The 22135-nt window shown below is 71.0% G+C and carries 24 protein-coding genes and 3 tRNA genes; 20 read left to right on the top strand and 7 right to left on the bottom strand.

Annotation, left to right across the window (positions count from 1 at the left end):
• Positions 1–171 precede the first annotated feature (171 nt).
• The 5 genes from ABD339_RS26655 to ABD339_RS26675 all read left to right on the top strand — a co-directional run bounded on the left by ABD339_RS26655 (position 172) and on the right by ABD339_RS26675 (position 2974).
• On the top strand, positions 172–957 hold the full coding sequence (locus ABD339_RS26655) for a fumarylacetoacetate hydrolase family protein (RefSeq protein ID WP_344569413.1): 786 nt from the start codon (positions 172–174) through the stop codon (positions 955–957).
• The gene (gene gltX / locus ABD339_RS26660; RefSeq protein ID WP_344569417.1) at positions 947–2491 is read left to right on the top strand and encodes a glutamate--tRNA ligase; all 1545 of its coding nucleotides are present in this window, start codon (positions 947–949) and stop codon (positions 2489–2491) included. Before ABD339_RS26655 ends, gltX begins: the two co-directional genes overlap by 11 nt.
• Before the next feature lie 204 nt (positions 2492–2695).
• A tRNA-Gln gene (locus ABD339_RS26665) sits at positions 2696–2767 on the top strand.
• Between the two features lie 26 nt (positions 2768–2793).
• Positions 2794–2866 (top strand) — tRNA-Glu (locus ABD339_RS26670).
• A gap of 35 nt (positions 2867–2901) precedes the next feature.
• A tRNA-Glu gene (locus tag ABD339_RS26675) sits at positions 2902–2974 on the top strand.
• Between the two features lie 85 nt (positions 2975–3059).
• Here ABD339_RS26675 and ndgR read toward each other — a convergent pair.
• A complete protein-coding gene (gene ndgR, locus ABD339_RS26680) occupies positions 3060–3776 on the bottom strand; it encodes an IclR family transcriptional regulator NdgR (RefSeq protein ID WP_344569419.1) in 717 nt (238 codons plus the stop codon).
• A 165-nt stretch (positions 3777–3941) separates the two neighbouring features.
• On the opposite strand from ndgR, the gene leuC reads away from it, so the two are divergent.
• The 4 genes from leuC to ABD339_RS26700 all read left to right on the top strand — a co-directional run bounded on the left by leuC (position 3942) and on the right by ABD339_RS26700 (position 7295).
• Positions 3942–5366 carry a 3-isopropylmalate dehydratase large subunit gene (gene leuC / locus ABD339_RS26685; protein WP_344569421.1) on the top strand — a complete coding sequence of 475 codons (1425 nt, stop codon included), beginning with the start codon at positions 3942–3944 and terminating at the stop codon, positions 5364–5366.
• A gap of 27 nt (positions 5367–5393) precedes the next feature.
• Positions 5394–5987, top strand: a complete 594-nt coding sequence (gene leuD / locus ABD339_RS26690; protein WP_344569423.1) for a 3-isopropylmalate dehydratase small subunit — start codon at positions 5394–5396, stop codon at positions 5985–5987.
• A 274-nt stretch (positions 5988–6261) separates the two neighbouring features.
• Positions 6262–6516: an SCO5555 family protein gene (locus ABD339_RS26695; RefSeq protein ID WP_344569425.1), complete on the top strand. Its 255-nt coding sequence runs from the start codon at positions 6262–6264 to the stop codon at positions 6514–6516.
• Positions 6517–6641: 125 nt separating this feature from the next.
• Positions 6642–7295 carry an HU family DNA-binding protein gene (locus ABD339_RS26700; protein WP_344569427.1) on the top strand — a complete coding sequence of 218 codons (654 nt, stop codon included), beginning with the start codon at positions 6642–6644 and terminating at the stop codon, positions 7293–7295.
• Positions 7296–7654: 359 nt separating this feature from the next.
• Here the strand turns inward: ABD339_RS26700 and ABD339_RS26705 are convergent, their stop codons facing one another.
• Together ABD339_RS26705 and cofC are read right to left on the bottom strand one after the other, a co-directional pair.
• Positions 7655–7858: a hypothetical protein gene (locus ABD339_RS26705; protein WP_344569429.1), complete on the bottom strand. Its 204-nt coding sequence runs from the start codon at positions 7856–7858 to the stop codon at positions 7655–7657.
• Positions 7859–7878: 20 nt separating this feature from the next.
• Positions 7879–8541: a 2-phospho-L-lactate guanylyltransferase gene (cofC, locus tag ABD339_RS26710; RefSeq protein ID WP_344569431.1), complete on the bottom strand. Its 663-nt coding sequence runs from the start codon at positions 8539–8541 to the stop codon at positions 7879–7881.
• Positions 8542–8764: 223 nt separating this feature from the next.
• On the opposite strand from cofC, the gene ABD339_RS26715 reads away from it, so the two are divergent.
• From ABD339_RS26715 to ABD339_RS26725, 3 genes are all read left to right on the top strand, one after another.
• A complete protein-coding gene (locus tag ABD339_RS26715) occupies positions 8765–9646 on the top strand; it encodes a lysophospholipid acyltransferase family protein (protein WP_344569433.1) in 882 nt (293 codons plus the stop codon).
• Positions 9643–10668: an NAD(P)H-dependent glycerol-3-phosphate dehydrogenase gene (locus ABD339_RS26720; RefSeq protein WP_344569435.1), complete on the top strand. Its 1026-nt coding sequence runs from the start codon at positions 9643–9645 to the stop codon at positions 10666–10668. The genes ABD339_RS26715 and ABD339_RS26720 overlap by 4 nt, the downstream gene beginning before the upstream one ends.
• Before the next feature lie 264 nt (positions 10669–10932).
• Positions 10933–12069, top strand: coding sequence for a D-alanine--D-alanine ligase family protein (locus tag ABD339_RS26725; RefSeq protein WP_344569437.1), 1137 nt, complete (start codon positions 10933–10935; stop codon positions 12067–12069).
• A 109-nt stretch (positions 12070–12178) separates the two neighbouring features.
• Here ABD339_RS26725 and ABD339_RS26730 read toward each other — a convergent pair whose 3' ends face one another.
• Together ABD339_RS26730 and ABD339_RS26735 are read right to left on the bottom strand one after the other, a co-directional pair.
• Positions 12179–12643, bottom strand: coding sequence for a DUF3515 domain-containing protein (locus ABD339_RS26730; protein WP_344569439.1), 465 nt, complete (start codon positions 12641–12643; stop codon positions 12179–12181).
• 83 nt (positions 12644–12726) lie between these two features.
• Entirely contained in the window at positions 12727–12960 is a 234-nt protein-coding gene (locus tag ABD339_RS26735; protein ID WP_326687722.1) for an Lrp/AsnC family transcriptional regulator, read from the bottom strand.
• 202 nt (positions 12961–13162) lie between these two features.
• On the opposite strand from ABD339_RS26735, the gene ABD339_RS26740 reads away from it, so the two are divergent.
• Positions 13163–14206: a thiamine-phosphate kinase gene (locus ABD339_RS26740; protein WP_344569442.1), complete on the top strand. Its 1044-nt coding sequence runs from the start codon at positions 13163–13165 to the stop codon at positions 14204–14206.
• Between the two features lie 27 nt (positions 14207–14233).
• The gene (gene thiD, locus ABD339_RS26745) at positions 14234–15043 is read left to right on the top strand and encodes a bifunctional hydroxymethylpyrimidine kinase/phosphomethylpyrimidine kinase (protein ID WP_344569444.1); all 810 of its coding nucleotides are present in this window, start codon (positions 14234–14236) and stop codon (positions 15041–15043) included.
• Between the two features lie 200 nt (positions 15044–15243).
• On the opposite strand, the gene rpmB is transcribed toward thiD, so the two are convergent.
• Positions 15244–15429 (bottom strand): 50S ribosomal protein L28, encoded by a 186-nt coding sequence (gene rpmB, locus ABD339_RS26750; RefSeq protein WP_016470082.1) that lies wholly within the window; start codon positions 15427–15429, stop codon positions 15244–15246.
• Between the two features lie 254 nt (positions 15430–15683).
• Between rpmB and ABD339_RS26755 the strand changes: the two genes are divergently transcribed.
• Complete coding sequence (locus ABD339_RS26755; RefSeq protein WP_344569446.1) at positions 15684–17444, top strand: DAK2 domain-containing protein; 1761 nt, start codon at positions 15684–15686, stop codon at positions 17442–17444.
• Between the two features lie 164 nt (positions 17445–17608).
• Positions 17609–19861: an ATP-dependent DNA helicase RecG gene (recG, locus tag ABD339_RS26760; RefSeq protein WP_425576107.1), complete on the top strand. Its 2253-nt coding sequence runs from the start codon at positions 17609–17611 to the stop codon at positions 19859–19861.
• Between the two features lie 194 nt (positions 19862–20055).
• Here the strand turns inward: recG and ABD339_RS26765 are convergent, their stop codons facing one another.
• Complete coding sequence (locus ABD339_RS26765) at positions 20056–20337, bottom strand: muconolactone Delta-isomerase family protein (protein WP_344569560.1); 282 nt, start codon at positions 20335–20337, stop codon at positions 20056–20058.
• Positions 20338–20424: 87 nt separating this feature from the next.
• On the opposite strand from ABD339_RS26765, the gene ABD339_RS26770 reads away from it, so the two are divergent.
• The 4 genes from ABD339_RS26770 to coaD all read left to right on the top strand — a co-directional run bounded on the left by ABD339_RS26770 (position 20425) and on the right by coaD (position 22128).
• On the top strand, positions 20425–20586 hold the full coding sequence (locus ABD339_RS26770) for a helix-turn-helix transcriptional regulator (protein WP_344569449.1): 162 nt from the start codon (positions 20425–20427) through the stop codon (positions 20584–20586).
• 8 nt (positions 20587–20594) lie between these two features.
• The gene (locus ABD339_RS26775) at positions 20595–20753 is read left to right on the top strand and encodes a hypothetical protein (RefSeq protein ID WP_344569451.1); all 159 of its coding nucleotides are present in this window, start codon (positions 20595–20597) and stop codon (positions 20751–20753) included.
• A gap of 242 nt (positions 20754–20995) precedes the next feature.
• On the top strand, positions 20996–21595 hold the full coding sequence (gene rsmD / locus ABD339_RS26780; RefSeq protein ID WP_344569453.1) for a 16S rRNA (guanine(966)-N(2))-methyltransferase RsmD: 600 nt from the start codon (positions 20996–20998) through the stop codon (positions 21593–21595).
• 53 nt (positions 21596–21648) lie between these two features.
• The gene (coaD, locus tag ABD339_RS26785) at positions 21649–22128 is read left to right on the top strand and encodes a pantetheine-phosphate adenylyltransferase (protein ID WP_344569454.1); all 480 of its coding nucleotides are present in this window, start codon (positions 21649–21651) and stop codon (positions 22126–22128) included.
• Positions 22129–22135: the final 7 nt, after the last annotated feature.

Genomic DNA, 22135 nt, shown 5'->3' on the forward strand with positions numbered 1-22135 from the left:
GGGCAGCGGGGGACAGCGCGGGCCGGGCCAGGCGGAAGGGGAAGACGGGGGTCCTCGGCCGGAGGCTGGAGGTGGGGGAAGGGCGGCAAAGCCCAGCGCCCGCCCCCGCGGCGAGTGGAATACGCTGGGGCGTCAGCCCGAAGAGCACTCCCAGCGAAGGACACAGCCTCCGTGCGCATCGCCAGATTCTCACTAGACGGAACCGTAGGGTTCGGTGTCGTGGAGGGGGACGCCACCACAGACGGCGGCCCCGTCCTGGACATCATCAAGGGCCACCCCTTCGCGGACTTCGAGCGCTCGGGCCAGAAACTCCCCCTGAACAAGGTCCGCCTCCTGCCGCCCGTGCTCCCCAACAAGGTCGTCGCCATCGGCAGGAACTACGCCGAGCACGCCAAGGAGCTGGGCAACGAGGTCCCGGACACCCCCGTCGTCTTCTTCAAGCCCTCCACCTCGGTCATCGGCCCGGGGGACCCGATTGTGTACCCGTCCTTCTCGTCCGAGGTGCACTACGAGGCCGAGCTGGCCGTCGTCATCGGCCGCCTGTGCAAGGACGTGCCCCGCGAGCGCGTCAAGGACGTCATCCTGGGCTACACCTGCGCCAACGACGTCACCGCGCGCGACATCCAGCGCAGCGAGAACCAGTGGGCCCGCGCCAAGGGCTTCGACAGCTCCTGCCCGCTGGGCCCCTGGACCGAGACGGAGCTGGACGCGGCGGACCTCGGCATCATGTGCACCGTCAACGGCGAGCAGCGCCAGCTCGGCCGCACCAGCGAGCTGGTGAGGTCCATCGAGGACCTCGTCGTGCACCTTACCGAGGCGATGACCCTCCTGCCGGGCGACGTCATCCTCACCGGCACCCCCGCGGGTGTCGGCCCCCTGAACGTCGGCGACGAGGTCGCCGTCACCATCGAAGGCATCGGCACTCTCACCAACAAGGTGATCAAGCGTGACTACTGAGTTCTCCGGGGGCAACGCCGCCGGCGGCGCGACGGGCGCGGACGTCCGCGTGCGTTTTTGCCCCTCCCCGACCGGCAACCCCCACGTGGGCCTGGTGCGCACCGCCCTGTTCAACTGGGCCTACGCCCGGCACACCGGTGGCACCCTGGTCTTCCGCATCGAGGACACCGACGCGGCGCGCGACTCGGAGGAGTCGTACGAACAGCTGCTGGACTCGCTGCGCTGGCTCGGCCTCGACTGGGACGAGGGACCGGAGGTGTCCGACGGCGACTTCGTCGCGGGCGGCGGCCCGCACGGCCCCTACCGCCAGTCCCAGCGGATGGAGATCTACGCGGACATCGCGCGCAGGCTGCTGGACGGCGGCTACGCCTACCCCTGCTACTGCACGGCCGAGGAGCTGGAGCAGCGCCGCGAGGCCGCCCGCAAGGAAGGCCGCCCCTCCGGCTACGACGGCCGCTGCCGCGAGCTGACCGGCGAGCAGATCGCCGCGTACGAGACCGAGGGCCGCAGCCACGTCGTCCGCTTCCGGATGCCGGACGAGCCGCTCACCTTCACCGACCTGGTACGCGGCGAGATCACCTTCCAGCCGGAGAACGTGACCGACTACGGCATCCTGCGCACCAACGGCGCCCCGCTCTACACGCTCGTCAACCCGGTGGACGACGCGCTGATGGACATCACACACGTGCTGCGCGGCGAGGACCTGCTCTCCTCCACCCCCCGCCAGATCGCGCTCTACAAGGCGCTCATGGAACTGGGCGTCGCCAAGCGGGTCCCGGAGTTCGGACACCTTCCCTACGTCATGGGTGAGGGCAACAAGAAGCTGTCCAAGCGCGACCCGCAGTCTTCTCTCAACCTCTACCGCGAGCGCGGGTTCCTGCCCTCGGGGCTGCTCAACTACCTTTCCCTGCTGGGCTGGTCGATCTCCGAGGACCGCGACATCTTCTCCATGGACGAGATGGTCGCCGCCTTCGACATCCACGACGTCAACGCCAACCCGGCCCGCTTCGACCTGAAGAAGTGCGAGGCGATCAACGCCACGCACCTGCGCGAGCTGCCGGAGAAGGACTTCGTCGCGGCCTGCGAGCCGTGGCTGAAGGCCCCGTACGCGCCCTGGCCCGAGGAGAGCTTCTCCCAGCGGGCGTTCGAGGAACTGGCGCCGCTGGCCCAGACCCGCCTCACGGTGCTGTCCGACATCACCGCCAATGTGGACTTCCTGTTCCTGGACGAGCCTGTCGAGGACGAGAAGTCCTGGCAGAAGGCGATGAAGGAGGGCTCGGCCGACCTGCTGCGCACTGCCCGCGCCAAGCTGGACATCGCCGACTGGACCTCGCCCGACTCCCTCAAGGAGGCCGTCCTGGGCGCCGGTGAGGAACACGGCCTCAAGCTCGGCAAGGCGCAGGCCCCGGTCCGCGTCGCCGTGACCGGGCGCACGGTCGGCCTGCCCCTCTTCGAGTCCCTCCAGGTCCTGGGCAAGGACCGCACCCTGGAGCGGATCGACGCGGCACTGACGAAGCTGGCCGACGGCGCCTGAGAGCGCGCTGTGCGCGAGGGGCTCCGAAGTGACCTCGGAGCAGTCCCGGAGCCCTTCGCGCGAGGCCCGTCAGGCGGCGGAACCCGTTTTGGAGCACCGTCCCCCATCGGGTAATGTTCTTCCTGTCGCCGAACGGGGCAGGCCACACCGGCCGAACCGAAGGCGGTAAACCAAACAAAATCCCCGTCCGGGGTTGCGTTTTGGTGGGCTATGGTGTAATTGGCAGCACGACTGATTCTGGTTCAGTTAGTCTAGGTTCGAGTCCTGGTAGCCCAGCGCGATCTGCATTCTGCAAGATCGAGGCCCCCGTTGTGTAGCGGCCTAGCACGCCGCCCTCTCAAGGCGGTAGCGCCGGTTCGAATCCGGTCGGGGGTACGGATTCTGGGTCAGGAAGATCAGGATCAGCTAGGGCCCCCGTTGTGTAGCGGCCTAGCACGCCGCCCTCTCAAGGCGGTAGCGCCGGTTCGAATCCGGTCGGGGGTACTCGATCAAGGAAGGCCCCGCACCTGATGGTGCGGGGCCTTCGTCGTGCCGCGCCCAGGCCCCGCAGGGTGGGCGCGGCAGCTCGTCAGCCGGGTCGGCGCAGGGACTCGCTCAGGCGGGCCGCCGCGTCCACGATGGCCTGGGCGTGCATACGGCCTGGGTGGCGAGTCAGACGCTCGATGGGGCCGGAGACCGAGACAGCGGCCACCACGCGGTTGGAGGGGCCCCGCACGGGTGCGGAGACGGAGGCGACGCCCGGCTCGCGCTCGCCGATGGACTGGGCCCAGCCCCTGCGCCGCACGCCCGAGAGCGCGGTCGCGGTGAAGCGGGCGCCCTGGAGGCCGCGGTGCAGCCGCTCGGGCTCCTCCCAGGCCATGAGGATCTGCGCGGCCGAGCCCGCCTTCATCGGCAGCGTCGAGCCGACCGGAACGGTGTCGCGCAGCCCCGAGAGCCGCTCGGCGGCGGCCACGCAGATGCGCTGGTCGCCCTGGCGCCGGTAGAGCTGGGCGCTCTCGCCCGTCACATCCCGCAGGTGGGTGAGTACCGGGCCGGCCGAGGCCAGGAGCCGGTCCTCGCCTGCCGCAGCCGCCAGTTCCCCGAGCCGGGGGCCGAGTATGAAACGGCCCTGCATGTCGCGGGCCACCATGCGGTGGTGTTCGAGGGCCACCGCGAGCCGGTGCGCCGTGGGGCGCGCGAGACCGGTCGCTCCGACCAGCCCGGCGAGGGTGGCCGGACCGGACTCCAGAGCGCTCAGTACCAGAGCCGCCTTGTCGAGAACGCCGACGCCACTAGAGTTGTCCATGCGTCGATACTCGCGTCTCATAGTGTGAAACGCAAGTTCAATTTTCCCGGCGACCCGCCAACCTGGAGATACGGCCGCCGCTCTCGGGGGTCCCCCCGGCCGAAGGCTGGGGGAGGAACGGATCTCGACATGTGGTCGGCAGCGTTGCCGGCCGGAGGGAAAGTGATGGGACGCACACTCGCGGAGAAAGTCTGGGACGACCATGTCGTCAGGCGCGCGGAAGGCGAGCCGGATCTTCTCTTCATCGACCTGCACCTGGTCCACGAGGTGACCAGCCCCCAGGCGTTCGACGGGCTCCGGAAGGCGGGGCGGCCCGTGCGGCGTACGGATCTCACCATCGCGACCGAGGACCACAACACCCCCACCCTCGACATCGACAAGCCCGTCGCCGACCCGGTCTCACGAGCCCAGTTGGAGACCCTGCGCAAGAACTGCGCGGACTTCGGAGTGCGGCTGCACCCGCTGGGCGACGACGAACAGGGCATCGTGCACGTCGTGGGGCCGCAGCTCGGGCTGACCCAGCCGGGCACGACCGTGGTGTGCGGCGACAGTCACACCTCCACGCACGGTGCCTTCGGCGCGCTGGCGTTCGGCATCGGCACCTCCCAGGTCGAGCACGTGCTGGCCACCCAGACGCTGTCCATGTCCCCGTTCAAGACCATGGCGGTGACCGTCAACGGCGAACTGCCCGAGGACGTGACGGCCAAGGACCTGATCCTCGCGGTCATCGCCAAGATCGGCACCGGCGGCGGCCAGGGCTATGTGATCGAGTACCGGGGTGAGGCCGTCGAGAAGCTCTCGATGGAAGCCCGGATGACGATCTGCAACATGTCCATCGAGGCCGGCGCCCGCGCCGGGATGATCGCCCCGGACGAGACGACGTTCGCCTACGTCGAGGGCCGTCAGCACGCTCCCAAGGGCGCGGACTGGGACGAGGCCGTGGCCTACTGGAAGACGCTGCGCAGCGACGAGGACGCGGTCTTCGACCACGAGGTCGTCATCGAAGCCGCCGAACTGGCTCCCTTCGTGACCTGGGGCACCAACCCCGGCCAGGGAGCGCCGCTGTCCGCCTCGGTCCCCGACCCCGCTTCCTTCACGGACGAGGGCGCCCGCTACTCCGCCGAGAAGGCGCTGGAGTACATGGATCTGAGTGCCGGTCAGCCGCTGCGCGAGATCACCGTGGACACCGTCTTCCTCGGCTCCTGCACCAACGGCCGTATCGAAGACCTGCGTTCGGCCGCGGCGGTGCTGGAGGGCCGCCAGGTGGCCGAGGATGTCCGCATGCTGGTGGTGCCCGGCTCCGTACGCGTCGCGCTCCAGGCCGTCGCCGAGGGACTGGACAAGGTGTTCACCGCCGCCGGAGCCGAATGGCGGCACGCCGGATGCTCGATGTGCCTGGGCATGAACCCTGACCAGCTCCAGCCGGGTGAGCGCGCCGCCTCCACCTCCAACCGCAACTTCGAGGGCAGGCAGGGCAAGGGCGGGCGCACTCATCTGGTCTCGCCGCAGGTCGCCGCCGCCACGGCGGTGCTGGGGCATCTGGCCTCGCCTGCCGACCTGTCCGACGTACGCGAGCCCGCCGGAGTCTGAGGACCGAGGGACGAGAGGGAGACTGACATGGAAGCCTTCACCACACACACCGGCCGGGCGGCCCCGCTGCGCCGCAGCAACGTCGACACCGACCAGATCATCCCGGCGCACTGGCTGAAGAAGGTCACCCGCGACGGCTTCGAGGACGGGCTCTTCGAGGCGTGGCGCAAGGATCCGGCCTTTGTGCTGAACAACCCCGACCACCGGGACGCGACCGTGCTGATCGCCGGGCCCGACTTCGGTACGGGCTCCTCCCGCGAGCACGCGGTCTGGGCGCTGCAGAACTACGGCTTCAAGACCGTGATCTCCAGCCGCTTCGCCGACATCTTCCGGGGCAACTCGCTGAAGAACGGCCTGCTCACGGTCGTTCTGCCGCAGGAGACGGTCGAGAAGCTGTGGAAGCTGACCGAGGACGACCCGGCCGCCGAGGTGACCGTCGATCTGGTCGGGCGCAAGGTTCTCGCGCCGGGCGTCGAAGCTGACTTCGAGCTGGACGAGAACGCCCGCTGGCGGCTGCTGGAGGGGCTGGACGACATCAGCATCACATTGAAGAACGAGGACACCATCGTCGATTTCGAGGCGTCCCGCGCGGCGTTCAAGCCCCGCACACTCCCGGCCTGAGTACCCCTCAGAATCTCATCTCGCGCCCCCGCCGCTCCGGCGGGGGCGCGCTGCTGTGTGCGCACACGCGTGCGTTAACGATTGACGTGAATTAGTCTTGAGCACCGGTTCCTTTCGTACTAGGGAGCGGTGCCGCTCGCGACCCGGTCGCAGGCGACGCGCAGGAGCGCCAACTACGGCCGCTGCCAGCGGTGTTGGTGCCGCTCCTGCTACTCCACCGCCATATGAAGACCTGCTGGAAGCGACAACTCATCCCAGATGGCACAATCACCGCATGGAACGCGACGGTCAACTGGAGCTCTACGACCGACTCGCCGCCCGGATCAAGGAAGCGCATACCCGGGTGCGGGCCTCGCAAGTCCCGGAGGGCGCACGGGTCGCGCTGACCCGGAAGCTGCTCGTCATCACCGCGGCTTCGAAGCACGATCTCGCCGATGCGGAACGGCGCCTGGAGCGCCTGATGACCGACATCGACGAGGGACGATTCCTTCCGGGGCACAGGGACGTGCGCGTTGACGGAACTCCGTGAAGGTCGAGTTCGTTGCGGCACAAGGGTGATTCGCCCGTTTCGTGTTTGATTTGCGGTATATATCTGCCTAACGTGCGAAAAAGCTTGAACACATTCGTTCCAGCAATGTCTCCGAAGGGGAAGACGTGAACAAGGCGCAGCTCGTTGAAGCAATCCAAGACCAGCTCGGTGGACGTCAGCAGGCCGCGGACGCGGTGGACGTCGTTCTGGACGCCATCGTCCGCGCGGTCGTATCCGGTGAGCGTGTTTCGGTCACCGGCTTCGGCTCTTTCGAGAAGGTCGACCGCCCGGCCCGCTACGCCCGCAACCCGCAGACGGGCGAACGGGTGCGGGTCAAGAAGACCTCCGTTCCGCGCTTCCGCGCGGGCGCGGGTTTCAAGGACCTGGTGAGCGGGGCGAAGAAGCTCCCCAAGAACGACGTGGCCGTCAAGAAGGCCCCCAAGGGCAGCCTCTCCGGCGGCACCGCCACCAAGAAGGCCACGGCGAAGAAGGCGTCGGCGAAGAAGGCGGCGGCCAAGAAGACCACCGCGAAGAAGGCCGCCCCGGCGAAGAAGGCGGCGGCCAAGAAGACCACCGCGAAGAAGGCCGCCCCGGCGAAGAAGGCGGCGGCCAAGAAGAGCAGCGCCGCCAAGAAGACCACCGGTGCCAAGACCGCGGCGGCCAAGAAGACTACGGCGAAGAAGGCCCCCGCCCGCAAGAGCACCGCCAAGAAGGCCCCCGCGCGCAAGACCGCGGCACGCAAGACCACTGCCAAGAAGGCCACCTCCCGCAGGCGATAAGGACCGGGCGGGCCGAAGGTCGGGGCGACTGGCAGGACTGGCAAAGGCGCCAGGGCCGACGGCGGGAAGGCCGGTACGGCCGCGGCGCCCGGGCCGGGTGCGGAAGCCGGAATCGCCGGGCACCAACGGCGAACACCGGAACGCGCCGGGACAGCACGGAAAAGAAAGGCCGCCCACCTCGGGCGGCCCGCGAGAACGCGGCACCACGCCGCACGCGGCAGCGCCGGGCCGGGCTCCCTCGGGGGAGCCCGGCCCGCGGCCGTTTCAGGGCCTTGTCACCTTCGAGGCCGTCATCTTCGGGGCCGTTGCCTTCAAGGGGCCGTTGCCTTCAACGGGCCGTCGCCCCGCCCGTGCGGCCGTCACATTGTCTGGAGCGTCACGAACGTGACACGGCGGGAGTCGCCCTCGCCGTCGGTCTCCACGCGCACCCGCTGGCCGGGCCGCAGGAGCCGCAGACCGCCCGCGTCGAAGGCGGCGGCGTCGAAGGGGAGCGGGGTTCCGTCATCCAGCAGGACACTGCCGGAGCGGGACGCTTGGTCGTAGGTGTATGCCGTGGCCTGCATGCCTGGCAGCCTAACCGGCCTCAGCCCGGTACCGGCCCGGCCAGCAGCGCCGAAGTGAAGGCGCCCACGCCCAGCGCGAGAGCGGCACGCAGATCGTCCGGCGTATCCACGTCCTGACGTACGCCGGGCACCTCGGAAATATCCAGCTCCACGGCTCCCGATGCCCGGTGCCTGGAGCGGGAAGGGCCGCCGAATGCCGGGGAGAGCGGGGCCGGAGGCAGCGCGGAGAGGAGCGTTGTGCCGATTTCCGCCGCATCAGGGAGAAAAGCACGGGGGAATCGCGCCGCGGTATTCAGAACCCGCGCCAATTCCTCCGGGCGCAGCGCCGGAAGGTCCGCGTTCAGCGCCGCGACGGCGGCGGAAGGATCACGGGAGCGCACCACGCGTGTACCGTGCGTGAGCGCCGCGTTGAGTCCGGCGGCCGGTGCGTCCGGCACGGCACGTGCTCCCAGCCCCGTCAGCTCCCCCGCGGCCAGCGCGTCGTCCGTGACAACCACCACATGTCGCACCGCCGGACACGCGAGCGCCGCGCTGACCGTGTCCTGCGCGAACGCCAGCGCCAGGTCCGGCAGAGAAGTGCCGGTCGCCGCGCCGGCAAGCCTGCTCTTGGCCCGTTCCAGAGGCTTCAGCGGCACCACGAGGGTCCAGGCCGCGGGCGTCACATGTGGCTGCATCGACCCCATTCTTGCCTGCTGCCCGCACGGAGCGGATGCGGTGGGGTTACGGTGTGCACGACAGTGGGGGGCGGACAGTGTGCTCGACACAGAGGCACTACGCAGCGACACTTGTGCGGTTGTCGATTCGCCCCCAGAGGAGATGGTGTCCGGGTGTCCCGCCATGTTGCGTCTGCTCCGGTAACAACCACCGGCCCGCCGGCCGGGAAAGCAGACCAAAAGGGGGCGAGCAATGCGGGGCAGTGACCAGAAACCCAGGAAGATCGGCTTCTGGTACCGCTTGGCAGCGGTATTGGCGAAACCACCACTTGTGCTGCTCTTCAAGCGGGACTGGCGCGGAATGGAACATATTCCGGCCGACGGCGGGTTTATCACCGTCGTCAATCACAACTCGTATCTCGACCCGCTCTCCTATGCGCACTACCAGTACAACACCGGCCGGGTGCCCCGCTTCCTGGCCAAGGTGGGGCTGTTCAAAGGCGGCTTTGTGGGCGCCGTGATGCGCGGTACCGGACAGATTCCCGTCTACCGCGAGTCCACCGACGCCGTGGGCGCCTTCCGCGCCGCCGTCGAGGCCATCGAGAAGGGGGAGTGCGTGGCCTTCTATCCCGAGGGCACCCTCACCCGCGATCCAGCGATGTGGCCGATGCCGGGCAAGACCGGTGCGGCCCGTGTCGCGCTGCTGACCAGGGCCCCGGTCATCCCCGTCGCCCAGTGGGGCGCCAACCTCGCGATGCCGCCCTACGCCAAGGAGAAGAGGCTGCGGCTCTTCCCCCGCAAGACCCTGACCGTGCAGGCCGGTCCCGCCGTCGATCTGTCGGACTTCTACGACCGCGAACCCACCGCCGACGTCCTCCGCCAGGTCACCGACGTCATGATGGACGCCGTCACCGAGCAGCTCGCCGGTATCCGCGGGGAGCCCGTACCGGCCGAGCGCTACGACCCGCGCCAGGCCGCGCTCCACAGACGTGAGCGCGCCGGCGCCACCCGGCGCGACGAGCGCGCCACGCGGCCCGCGCGGCCACAGCGCCAGCACACGCAGCAGCACCAGCACACGCAGCCCGACCAGGCACCGGCCGGGGCCGAGGCGGCGGAGGGAGAGAAGAACGCGTGAGGAAAGCCGCCGTATTCGGCACCGGCTCCTGGGGCACCGCCTTCGCGATGGTGCTCGCCGACGCCGGCTGTGAGGTGACTTTGTGGGGGCGCCGGGCCGAAGTCGTCGAGGCGGTCAACACCACGCGCCGCAACCCCGCCTACCACCCCGACACCGAACTCCCCGAGGCCGTACGCGCCACCACGGACCCCGCCGAGGCCGCGCGGGACGCGGAGTTCACCGTCTTGTCCGTCCCCTCCCAGACGCTGCGCGGCAACCTGGAGGAGTGGGCACCCCTGCTGCACCCGGGCACCGTGCTGGTCTCACTGATGAAGGGGGTGGAACTGGGCACGGCCAAGCGCATGAGCGAGGTCATCGAAGAGGTCGCCCGGATCCCCTCCGGCGCCGGGGCGCCCGCCGCGGCCGGGAAGGTCGCCGTGCTGACGGGGCCCAACCTCGCCCGCGAGATCGCCGCCCGGCAGCCGGCCGCCGCCGTCGCGGCCTGCGCCGACGAGGATGCGGCGCGCGCCTTGCAGAGCGCCTGCCACACCCCGTACTTCCGGCCCTACACCAGCACCGATGTGGTCGGCTGTGAGCTGGGCGGCGCCGTCAAGAACGTCATCGCGCTCGCCGTGGGCATCGCCGACGGGATGGGCCTGGGCGACAACTCCAAGGCGTCGCTGATCACCCGGGGCCTTGCCGAGACCACCCGGCTCGGTCTCGCCATGGGGGCCGAGGCCCACACCTTCGCGGGGCTGGCCGGGATGGGCGACCTGGTCGCCACCTGCTCCTCGCCGCTGTCGCGCAACCACACCTTCGGCACCAACCTGGGCCGTGGCATGACGCTTCAGGAGACGATCGCGGTCACGAAGCAGACGGCCGAGGGCGTCAAGTCCTGCGAGTCCGTGCTGGACCTGGCGCGCAGGCACGGCGTGGAGATGCCCATCACCGAGACCGTCGTCGGCATCGTCCACGACGGCAAGCCGCCGCATGTCGCGCTCAAGGAACTCATGTCGCGCAGCGCCAAGCCCGAGCGGGCCTGAGCGTTCGAACGAGTCCGGCCGTCCCGGCGGGCCTGAGCGTTCGAACGGGCCGGACCCGAGGTCCGAACGGGCGCGGCTGTCCGGGAACCTGAGCGTCCGACCTGGCCGGACCGTTCGAGGGCATCGTTATCGGCATGGAACCGGCACGGCCCGCAGTCCCTCGGCTCCCCGCCGACAGGACCCGGATCAGCCTGAAGTCCGAATAATGCCGCACGTGGCGTGTATCTCCGTGATGTCCGGATTGACCGGTACAGTCCGAGCGTTATGAGCAGCCACAGCCCCACTCCGAAGCCCCGGGTCGCCGTCGTCTTCGGCGGACGCAACTCGGAGCACGCGATCTCCGTCCTCACCGCGGGCTCCGTGCTCGGTGCCATCGACCGCGCCAAGTACGAGGTGTTGCCCATCGGCATCACGGCGGACGGCCGCTGGGCGCTGGCGGTCGATGATCCGGCCCGGATGGCGATCGAGGATCGCAGGCTGCCGAGCGTGGAGGACCTGTCCGAGTCCGACACCGGGGGGGTGCTGCTGCCCGTCTCGCCCGAGAGCCGGGAGGTCGTGCACACCGAACCGGGCCAGGTGCCGAAGGCGCTCGGCGAGGTCGATGTCGTCTTCCCCGTGCTGCACGGCCCCTTCGGCGAGGACGGCACGATCCAGGGCCTGCTGGAGATGTCCGGGGTCCCCTACGTCGGCGCGGGCGTGCTGGCCTCGGCCGTCGGCATGGACAAGGAGTACATGAAGCGGATCCTGACCTCCTTCGGCCTGCCCGTCGGCCCCTATCTCACCGTCCGCCCCCGCGAGTGGGAGGTGGATCCCTCGGCGGTCCGCAAGAAGGTCGTGGACTTCGGGGGCGAGCACGGCTGGCCCGTCTTCGTGAAGCCCGCGCGCGCCGGCTCCTCCGTGGGCATCTCCAAGGTCGCGGGCATCGGCGGGATCGACGAGGCGTTCGAGAAGGCCCGGCGGTACGATCCGAAGGTCATCGTCGAAGCACTGCTGCGCGGCCGGGAGATCGAGTGCGGGGTGCTGGAGTTCGAGGAGGGGCCGCGCGCGAGCGTGCCCGCCGAGATCCCGCCGGCCGGCGAACACGGCTTCTACGACTTCGAGACCAAGTACATCGACTCGGCCTCCGGTCTCGTCCCCGCCCCGCTCACCGAGGAGCAGACGGCGCGGGTGCGCGAGCTTTCCGTACGCGCCTTCGAGGCGGCCTCCTGCGAGGGACTCGTCCGGGCCGATTTCTTCCTGTGCGGGGACGGCGAGTTCGTCATCAACGAGATCAACACGATGCCGGGCTTCACTCCCATCTCGATGTATCCGCGCATGTGGCAGGAGAGCGGCGTCAGCTATCCCGAACTCGTCGACCGCCTCATCCAGGCGGCGCTGAACCGGCGGACAGGGCTGCGCTGAGCGCCTCGCCGCAGGACCGGTTCTCCCCCCGCACGCGCCGTGGCCGGTGGTGCGGACTCGCGCACCGACGGGCCCGGCTCGCTCCGGGCTCCGTCGTCCGGCCCCCGGGTCAGCCCTCGTTCCGCTTCGGCACCGCACGCTTGACGGCGCCGCTGAGATCCGTGAGCGGATTGACCTCCGGCGCGTAGTCGTCGGGCACGGTCACCTCCACGTACGCGACCCGGTCGGTGGTGGTGAAGCGGTAGCCGCCCTCGCGCTGTTCGGTCAGCCAGGAAACCCCGTTGACCTCCGCCGCGTCGGACGTGGGGTTGTACTCTTCGTTCCCGGGAGTGAGCTTGGCGGGCTTGGCGACCCCGCAGCGCAGTTCGATGGCCGGATCGCCCCACACGGCGGTGTAGTCGGACTCGGGCTCCGTGGCCCCGGACCGCCGGCCGTCCACCCGCTTCGGCAGCGCGTCGTGGAGCGCCCGGCACACCTTGGCCGCCCTGCCCGAGGGGCTGGGAACCGCGGGGCCCGCGCTGTCGCCCGTGAAGGAGCAGGACGCTGTCGCCAGCAGCGCCAAGAGAGCGGACACGACGACGGTAACGGCGGGTACAGGGGGATCGGTACGAGTGGAGGACCGGCGTCGAATGCTCACCGGGCGAGCATACGGGGGGCTCAGAGATGGACGATGGGGCAGGTCAGAGTGCGGGTGATGCCGTCCACTTGCTGGACTTTGGCGACCACCATGCGACCGAGGTCATCCATCGTGTCCGCCTGGGCCCGCACGATCACATCGTATGGACCCGTTACATCCTCGGCCTGGATCACGCCGGGGATCTTGGAGACGATCTCGGCAACGGTCGAAGCCTTGCCGACCTCTGTCTGGATCAAGACGTACGCCTGTACCACGGAACCTCCCAGGGGGTCACGAGGATCATGCGGGGCGAGAAGAGACGCCACCGTACCGCGTCCCCCTGCCCGCCGGGAGTCCCGCAGGGCGGCGAGCCCGGCGGGAAGAACGGGGGAGCGTCGCGGGGCGTACCGGGGACGGTGCGGGGGCGAGTGACGCATGACGAGCGAAGTGACTGAAGTGAACGAAGGGGCAGAGCAAATGCGGGATCTGAAGGGCGGCACCGCGTCCGAGTCACCGGGCGCGGAGGTCCCTCACGGGCACGCCCAGGGGCGGGGGAGGGGCACCGTGGGGGAGCTGGGCGAGTTCGGCCTGATCCGGGAGCTGACCTCCCGGCTCACCACCACTCCCGCGGTGCGCGTGGGACCCGGCGACGACGCGGCCGTGGTCGCGGCCCCCGACCGGCGGGTCGTCGCCAGCACCGACATCCTCCTCGAAGGACGCCATTTCCGCCGGGACTGGTCCACCGCCTACGACGTGGGCCGCAAGGCCGCCGCGCAGAACCTCGCCGACATCGCCGCCATGGGCGCCGTGCCCACCGCGCTGCTGCTCGGCCTCATCGTGCCCGCCGAACTGCCCGCGAACTGGCCCACCGAACTGATGGACGGGATCCGCGACGAGGCCCAGGTCGCTGCGGCGGCCGTGGTCGGCGGCGACGTGGTGCGCGGCGACAGCATCGCCGTCTCCATCACCGCGCTCGGCGACCTGCGCAACAAGGAACCGGTCACCCGCGCCGGCGCCGGCGCCGGGGACCTGGTCGCGGTCACCGGCTGGCTCGGCTGGTCGGCCGCCGGGCACGCGGTGCTCACGCGCGGCTTCCGCTCGCCCCGCGCCTTCGTCGAGGCACACCGCCGCCCCGAACCCCCGTACCACGCGGGCCCCGCGGCGGCCGGACTCGGCGCCACGGCGATGACCGACGTCAGCGACGGGCTCGTGGCAGACCTCGGTCACATCGCCGAGGCCAGCAAGGTGCGCATCAACATCCGCTCCGCCGACCTCGATGTGCCCGCGCAGATGTCCGACATCGGGCAGGCCGTCGGCATCGACCCGCTCCAGTGGGTGCTCACCGGGGGAGAGGACCACGCGATCGTGGCCACCTTCCCCGCGGACCAGAAGCTCCCCGCGCGCTGGCGCGTCATCGGCGAGGTGCTCGCGCCCTCGGCCCTGCCGCAGGTCACCGTGGACGGCGTCACCTGGGACAAGGCGAGCGGCTGGGACCACTTCTCGGACGACCCCGAAGGCTGAATACCGCCGGGGCGTACCGTCGAGGCCATGGACGCACCGCACATCCGCCCCGGCCGACCGCCCCTCGTGCTGACCGTCGCCGGATCCGACTCCGGCGGCGGCGCCGGTATCCAGGCCGACCTCAAGACGATGCTGGCCCTGGGCACCCACGGTATGAGCGTGATCGCCGCGGTGACGGCGCAGAACTCCCTGGGCGTCCAGGGCTATTGGGAACTGCCCGCCGAGGCGGTCCGGGCGCAGTACCGCAGTGTGGTGGACGACATCGGGGTGCAGGCCGTCAAGACCGGAATGCTCGCTTCCTCCGAACTCGTCGAGACCGTCGCCGAACTGCTCGGCACGACTCCGGCACCCGTGGTGGTCGATCCCGTCGGGGTCTCCAAGCACGGGGACGCACTGCTCGCCGCCGAGGCCGTGGACGCGGTGCGCTCCAAGCTGCTGCCGGTCGCCACCGTCGCCACCCCCAATCTGGACGAGGTGGCCCAGCTGACCGGCGTCCACGCGCGGGACGAGGCGGGGCTGCGCCAGGCGGCGGACGCCGTGCTCTCCTACGGGCCGCGCTGGGCGCTGATCAAGGGGGGCCACCTGCCGGGCGAGGCCGTGGACCTGCTCACGGACGGTACGGAGGAGCACTGGCTGCGCGCCCCGCGCCACGACAACCGCCACACCCACGGCACCGGCTGCACGCTGGCGAGCGCACTGGCCTCACACCTGGCCAAGGGGCTGCCGGTGCCGGAGGCCGCGCGGGCGGCCAAGGAGTACACCACCGGAGCCATCGCCGCCGGATTCCCGCTGGGCGCCGGGCTGGGGCCCGTGGATCACGGGTGGCGGCTGCGCTGAGGGTCCGGGCCGGCCAACGGGGGAGGGCGCAAGCCAAAGGGTGCGGGCCGGCCAACGGGGGAGGGCGCAAGCCAAAGGGTGCGGGCGAGCCAAAGGGCGCGGTCAAAAGACGCGGGCATGAAAAAACCGGCCCGCGGGTGGCGGGCCGGTTTTCCGTCCGGCGGTCGGCGAGGTGGCCGCGCTGCGATACGTCGATGACGTCAGCGCGAGACCTTGCCGGCCTTGATGCACGAGGTGCAGGCGTTGAGGCGCTTCGGCGTCCCGCCGACCACGGCACGCACGCGCTGGATGTTCGGGTTCCAGCGACGGCGGGTGCGGCGGTGCGAGTGGGAGATGTTGTTGCCGAACTCCGGCCCCTTGCCGCAGACGTCGCAGTTCGCAGCCACGGGTCACTCCAAAGACTTCAGATGCACGTACGGTGAATCCCGGCGACGCAGGATCAAGAGATGACCGGCACTGCCAGGGGGATTGTCACCTTCCGGACCCTCGGGAGGGATACCGGATCAGGCAACCGGAGCAGCATACAACGGACGGTCTCGAACAGCGAAACCAGGCCCCGTCACCCCGCCCCCGACCTGGGCTTCCCTCCCCTTCGGGACTAGCCTTCCCGCATCGCCGCCGCCCGGAGGAGGTCCCGCACGTGCCGCAACCGCTCGACGCCGCCGCGGTACGCAGATGGTGCGCACTGGGCAGGGAGGCGCTCCTGGCCGAGTGTGCCCGAATGGACGCGATCAACGTCTTCCCCGTCGCGGACGGCGACACCGGAACGAACCTCTCCCTCACCTTCGAAGCCGCTGCCCGGGCGGCGGGCGCCGGGGCGGAGGGCGCGGCCGGTCCGGAGGCAGAAGGCGGTGCGGGGCGGGCGGCCGGAGTCGCCGCACCCGCCGGGACCACCGAAGCCTCCCGGGTGCTGCGTGCGATGGCGCGGGCCGCGCTGCTGGAGGCGCGGGGCAACTCCGGGACGATCCTCGCCGAATACCTGCGCGGCATGGCGCGGGGGCTGGCGGAGACATCCCCGACCTCCCCGACTTCGGAGACGTCCCCGAAGTCGCCGTCGCCGGGGACGCCGGCAGGGGAAGAGCCCGTGCGGGCGCGTCTCCTGGCTCGCGCGCTGCGGCGGGGCGCGGAGGCCGCGTACGCCGCCGTCGCGCGCCCCGTCGAGGGAACGATGCTCACGGTGGCGGCGGCAGCGGCCGAGGCGGCCGAGGCGGACCGCGACCCGGCGGCAGCGGCCCGCGAGGCACTGGCCGCCACCCCCGCGCAGCTCGCCCCGCTTTCGCGCGCGGGGGTCGTGGACGCGGGCGCGCTCGGCCTGACGGCCTTGCTGGCCGCGCTCACAGAGGCACTCGGGGCGCCCGCCGGGGGGCCGGTCCCGGACGCGGGAGCCCGCCGGGATCCGGGCACGGCCGTGGAGTGCGCGGCCGAAGAGGGCCCTGAGTTCGAGGTGATGTATCTCATCGAGACCGAGGACGCCGCGAGCATCGACGCGCTCCGCGAACGGCTCGACGCGCTCGGTGACTCCCTGGTGATCGGCGGGGGCGAGGGGCTGTGGAGCGTCCACGTCCATGTCACCGACGCGGGCGCCGCGGTGGAGGCGGGCCTTGCGGCAGGGCGCCCGTACCGGATCCGGATCGCGCACCTGCCCTGCACGGGAGAGCGCGGGACGGAGGAGAGCGGTCCGGCGGGTGAGCGCGCCGCGGCCCGCGAGGCGGGCGGGGCCGCACGCGGGGCATCGGAGCCCTCTGGCGCGCGGGCCGTTGTGGCCGTCGTACCGGGGGAGGGGCTGGCCGGGCTGTGCCAGGAGGCGGGCGCGGCCGTGGTCCCCGCCGCCGATGCCACCCGGGGCGACGAGCTGCTCGACGCGGTACGGGCGACGGGCGCCGCCGAGGCTGTCCTGCTGCCCAACGGCACCGAGTTCCAGGCAGCGGCGGCGCGCGCGGCGGACGCCGCCCGTGCCCGCGGCGTGCGCGCCACCGTCATCCCCACCCGGTCCGCCGTCCAGGGCCTGGCGGCGCTGGCCGTGCACGAGCCGGAGCGCCGCTTCGACGAGGACGTGGTGGCCATGACCTCCGCGGCCGGAGCCACCCGCTACGGCGAAGTGACCGTCGCGGCACGCGAGTCGTGGACGACGGCGGGGATCTGCCAGGCCGGGGACGTGCTCGGACTGGTGGAGGGCGATGTCGCCGTGATCGGCACCGATGTCGGGCAGGTGGCCATGGACGTGCTCGTCCGGATGCTCGCCGCCGGCGGGGAACTGGTCACCCTCGTACTGGGAGAGGACGCTCCGCGGGGGCTGGCCGCCGGGCTGGAGGCGTACGTGCGCGGCTCGCATCTGGCCGTGGACACACTCGTCTACGAGGGACGGCAGCAGACCTCCCCCCTGCTCGTCGGTGTCGAATAGACCGACCGCCCTGGATACGGGACTTCCGGAGGGTCGCCCCATATCGCGCCGCCGGTGTCAGAGGCGTCCGGCAGGATGGTGCCGTGCCCTCGCCAGAAATCACGCGTACCGAACCCCTCCAGGAGCCGCTGAAGGCGCTGCTCGGCGGCAACACGGCCAAGGTGATGTCCGAACACCTCGGCCTGCGCACGGTCGGCGACCTGCTGCATCACTACCCGCGCAGGTATGCCGAGCGCGGCGAGCTGACGCGGCTGGCCGAGCTGCCGCTGGACGAGCACGTCACGGTCGTCGCGCGGATCGCCGACGCCCGCGTGCACAAGTTCAACCGGGGCAAGGGCCAGCGCCTGGAGGTCACCCTCACCGACGGCAGCGGTCGCCTCCAGATCGTCTTCTTCGGCCGTTCCGTGCACTACCACCAGCGTGAACTGCTGCCCGGCAGGCGGGGGATGTTCGCCGGCAAGGTCGGCGTATTCAACCGCAAGCTCCAGCTGTCCCACCCGGACTACAAGCTGCTCGACGAGGAGAGCGGCGCGGATACGGTCGAGCAGTTCGCCGCCGAACTGCTGCCGCTGTATCCGGCGTGCAAACAGCTCTCGTCCTGGAGCATCGAGCAGTCCGTCGCCACGGTCTTGAACGCGCTCCAGGCCACCGGATGGCGCGGCCTCGCCGACCCGCTGCCCATCGCGCTGCGCGAGGAGCGTGCCCTCATCCCGCTCCCCGAGGCGTTCGAGAAGATCCACCGGCCGCGCACCAAGGCGGACATCGCCCAGGCGCGCGCCCGCCTCAAGTGGGACGAGGCGTTCGTCCTCCAGGTCGCGCTCGCCCGGCGCCGCGCCAAGGAGACGGAACTGCCCGCCGCACCCCGTCTCCCCGTGCCCGGCGGGCTGCTGGACGCCTTCGACGAGCGGCTGCCCTTCACGCTCACCGACGGGCAGCGCGAGGTCAGCCGCGAGATCTTCGCCGACCTGGCCACCGAACACCCCATGCACCGCCTGCTCCAGGGCGAGGTCGGCTCGGGCAAGACGCTGGTGGCGCTGCGCGCGATGCTGGCCACCGTTGACGCGGGCGGCCAGGCCGCGATGCTCGCGCCCACCGAGGTGCTGGCCCAGCAGCACCACCGTTCCATCACGGAGATGATGGGGGAGCTGGCCGGTCATCACAGCGACGCGAAGCGTCTCGAACGAAGGGCGGTGGTGGGTGACGGGCGGGCGCTGGGCGGGGCCGAGCAGGGCACCAAGGTCGTGCTGCTCACCGGTTCGATGAGCACGGCCCAGCGCCGTCAGGCCCTGCTGGACCTGGTGACGGGGGAGGCCGGCATCGTCGTGGGCACCCACGCCCTGATCGAGGACAAGGTGAAGTTCCACGACCTGGGCCTCGTCGTCGTCGACGAACAGCACCGCTTCGGGGTCGAGCAGCGCGACGCGCTGCGCTCCAAAGGCGCGCAGCCGCCCCACCTGCTGGTGATGACCGCGACCCCGATTCCCAGGACGGTCGCCATGACCGTCTTCGGCGATCTGGAGACCTCGGTGCTCGACCAGCTCCCGGCCGGCCGCTCTCCCATCTCCACCCACGTGGTGCCCGCGAAGGACAAGCCGCACTTCCTGGCCCGCACCTGGGAACGCGTACGGGAGGAGGCCGAGGCCGGACACCAGGCGTACGTCGTGTGCCCGCGCATCGGCGACGAGGAGGAGCAGCCTGCGAAGAGCGCGAAGAGGCCGTCCTCCCGCGCTCCGGAGGAGGCGGGCGGGGCAGGCGGGGGGAGCGGCGAGGACGAGGGCGGCGGGGCCGACGCGGAGGAGAAGCGTCCGCCGCTGGCCGTCCTCGACATCGCCCAGCAGCTCACGGCCGGGCCGCTCGGCGGCCTGCGAGTCGAACCGCTGCACGGCCGGATGCACCCCGACGCCAAGGACGAGGTGATGCGCCGCTTCGCCGCGGGCGAGGTGGATGTGCTCGTGGCGACGACGGTGATCGAAGTCGGCGTCAACGTCCCCAACGCCACCGGCATGGTCATCATGGACGCCGACCGCTTCGGCGTCTCCCAGCTGCACCAGCTGCGCGGACGTGTCGGCCGCGGCTCGGCCCCCGGCCTGTGCCTGCTGGTGACGGAGATGCCCGAGGCGAGCCCCGCACGGGCCCGCCTGGAGGCGGTGGCCGCGACGCTGGACGGCTTCGAGCTGTCCCGCATCGACCTGGAGCAGCGCCGCGAGGGCGATGTGCTGGGCCAGGCCCAGTCCGGGGTGCGCTCCTCGCTCCGGATGCTCGCCGTCATCGAGGACGAGGACATCATCGCCGAGGCACGGGACGAGGCCGGCGCACTGGTCGCCGCCGACCCCGACCTGACAGAGCATCCGGAGCTGCGCACCGCCCTGGAGGCGCTGCTGGACGAGGAGCGGGAGGAATACCTCGACAAGGGCTGAGCCGCCCTCCGCGCCGGCTCTCCCACCGGGGCCGTGGCCGCTCCGGCCGGATCTCCGGCCCGCTCGGGCCCCGATCACTCAGGGCCAGACCACTCAGGGCCAGACCACTCGGAGCCCCGACCGCTCGGGCGCCGACCGCTCGGGCGCCGACCGGCTCCGGCGGGCCGTCACAGCCGGATGCCCTGGCGAGCGGGTCAGTTCCGCCCGGACCTGACCCGCGCCGTCATCGGGTGGGTGGCCAGGGGGGTCACGTCGATATCGGCGTAGGGCCTGACCGGCAGGCTCTCCAGCGCCTCCTCCAGCGCGTCCGCGACGGTCCAGATGCCGAGGTCGGCGCGCTTGCCGGGCAGCCGCCAGAAGTGCCGCAGCACCCCTTCGGCCATCAGTTCACGGCCCCGCACGCGCTCTCGTTCGAGCAGCGCCTTGCGGTCTTCCGCCGGTAGCTCGTAGGCACGGGAGGTGTTGAGTTGTACCAGGAAGTCCCTTGTCTTCTCCGATTCTCCTGGCTACCTGGACCATGCATCGATGATCGTCGAATATCGAATTAAGGGTAGGCTGGTTCCATGCCCCGCAAGCTGCACCACTCCGACCCGCAGGACATCCCCCTCGCCCAGGTCCTCTCGGCCCTGGGCGATCCCGTGCGGCTGCGGATCACGGCGGTGCTCGCCGACCACGCGGAGCATCCGCGCGAGGACTTCCAGGCCGGGGCCGGCCCTTCGACCTGAGCCATCATATGAAGACCCTCCGGGAGGCCGGACCGACCTGGCACCGACTGGAGGGCACGCGCTGTTTCGTCTCGCTGCGGAAGGAGGCGGTGCAGCGGTTCCCGGACGTCCTGAAGAGCGTGCTGCGGACCTGCGGGCGCGAAGGCATCGGCAGGCCGGCCGGCTGACCTTCGGGCCGGGCCCATGGCGGCTGCCCCGCGCCCGGACGGTGAACGGGCGCGCTTCACCGGCAACGGGCACCCCGAGGCCATGGGATCCTCGTTCCGGGGCAGAAGTCCGAGCAGGGGCAGACGTCCGACACGCACGCTCCGGACACCGGCAGCCCCCGGAGCCGGCCCCGCGCCCTGCGGAGCCCACGCCCTCCACCCCGCACCGCCCACACCCCTCGTCCCGAAGGGCCCCCACCACCATGACCCGCGTGATCGCCGGAGCCGCCGGCGGCAGGCGCCTGGCCGTGCCGCCGGGCACCGGCACCCGCCCCACCTCGGACCGGGCCCGCGAGGGGCTCTTCTCCAGCTGGGAGTCCCAGCTCGGCGGGGCCGCCGCCTGGCAGGGCGCCAGAGTGCTGGACCTGTACGCGGGCTCGGGCGCCGTCGGCCTGGAGGCGCTTTCGCGCGGCGCGGCGCACGTCCTGCTCGTCGAGGCGGAGCCGTGTGCCGTGCGCGTCATCAAGGACAACGCGCGCGCGGTCGGCCTCCCCGGGGCGGAGATCCGCGCGGGCAAGGCGGCCCAGACGATCGCGGGCGACCCGCCGCAAAGCCCCTACGACCTGGTCTTCCTCGATCCTCCGTACGCGGTCTCCGATGATGATCTTCGGGAGATCCTGCTCACACTCCGTGCACGGGGCTGGCTCGCCGAGGACGCTCTCGCCACCGTGGAACGCAGCACCAGGGGCGGCGATTTCCGCTGGCCGGAGGGTTTCGAGGGGCTCAGGTCCCGCCGCTACGGCGAGGGAACGCTTTGGTACGGTCGCGCCGCCGCGCGGGAGACCGAGCCCGCGTCATGCTGAGGTCATCCGGGGCCGGTCCCCGGGCCCGCCGTCCGGAGAGCGAGGAAGAGCCAGTGCGTCGCGCAGTCTGTCCGGGGTCCTTCGACCCCATCACCAATGGACACCTCGACATCATCGCCCGCGCTTCCAAGCTGTACGACACGGTCCACGTCGCCGTGATGATCAACAAGTCCAAGCGCGGCCTCTTCACCGTGGACGAGCGCATGGACCTCATCCGCGAGGTCACCGAGAGCTTCGGGAACGTACGCGTGGAAGCCTTCCACGGCCTGCTGGTGGACTTCTGCAAGGAGCGGGAGATCCCCGCCATCGTCAAGGGCCTGCGCGCGGTCAGCGACTTCGACTACGAGTTGCAGATGGCCCAGATGAACAACGGCCTCTCCGGCGTGGAGACCCTCTTCGTGCCGACCAACCCCACCTACAGCTTCCTGTCCTCCAGCCTGGTCAAGGAGGTCGCCACCTGGGGCGGCGACGTCTCCCACCTGGTGCCGGAGCCCGTGTACGCGGCGCTGACCGAACGGCTCACCAAGCCCTGACCTGCCA

Origin of the sequence: Streptomyces axinellae (genome assembly GCF_039532135.1) — a bacterium.
GTDB classification, from domain to species: domain Bacteria; phylum Actinomycetota; class Actinomycetes; order Streptomycetales; family Streptomycetaceae; genus Streptomyces; species Streptomyces axinellae.

Bases quoted from the DNA above. Each gene is read 5' to 3' on its own strand.
- recG (WP_425576107.1), top strand. From the start codon at position 17,609: ATGTCCGAACACCTCGGCCTGCGCACGGTCGGCGACCTGCTGCATCAC.
- ndgR (WP_344569419.1), bottom strand. From the start codon at position 3,776: ATGGACAACTCTAGTGGCGTCGGCGTTCTCGACAAGGCGGCTCTGGTA.
- leuD (WP_344569423.1), top strand. From the start codon at position 5,394: ATGGAAGCCTTCACCACACACACCGGCCGGGCGGCCCCGCTGCGCCGC.
- ABD339_RS26725 (WP_344569437.1), top strand. From the start codon at position 10,933: ATGAGCAGCCACAGCCCCACTCCGAAGCCCCGGGTCGCCGTCGTCTTC.
- ABD339_RS26705 (WP_344569429.1), bottom strand. From the start codon at position 7,858: ATGCAGGCCACGGCATACACCTACGACCAAGCGTCCCGCTCCGGCAGT.
- leuC (WP_344569421.1), top strand. From the start codon at position 3,942: ATGGGACGCACACTCGCGGAGAAAGTCTGGGACGACCATGTCGTCAGG.
- ABD339_RS26775 (WP_344569451.1), top strand. From the start codon at position 20,595: ATGAAGACCCTCCGGGAGGCCGGACCGACCTGGCACCGACTGGAGGGC.
- rsmD (WP_344569453.1), top strand. From the start codon at position 20,996: ATGACCCGCGTGATCGCCGGAGCCGCCGGCGGCAGGCGCCTGGCCGTG.
- ABD339_RS26695 (WP_344569425.1), top strand. From the start codon at position 6,262: ATGGAACGCGACGGTCAACTGGAGCTCTACGACCGACTCGCCGCCCGG.
- ABD339_RS26770 (WP_344569449.1), top strand. From the start codon at position 20,425: ATGCCCCGCAAGCTGCACCACTCCGACCCGCAGGACATCCCCCTCGCC.
- thiD (WP_344569444.1), top strand. From the start codon at position 14,234: ATGGACGCACCGCACATCCGCCCCGGCCGACCGCCCCTCGTGCTGACC.
- cofC (WP_344569431.1), bottom strand. From the start codon at position 8,541: ATGGGGTCGATGCAGCCACATGTGACGCCCGCGGCCTGGACCCTCGTG.
- ABD339_RS26715 (WP_344569433.1), top strand. From the start codon at position 8,765: ATGCGGGGCAGTGACCAGAAACCCAGGAAGATCGGCTTCTGGTACCGC.
- ABD339_RS26740 (WP_344569442.1), top strand. From the start codon at position 13,163: ATGCGGGATCTGAAGGGCGGCACCGCGTCCGAGTCACCGGGCGCGGAG.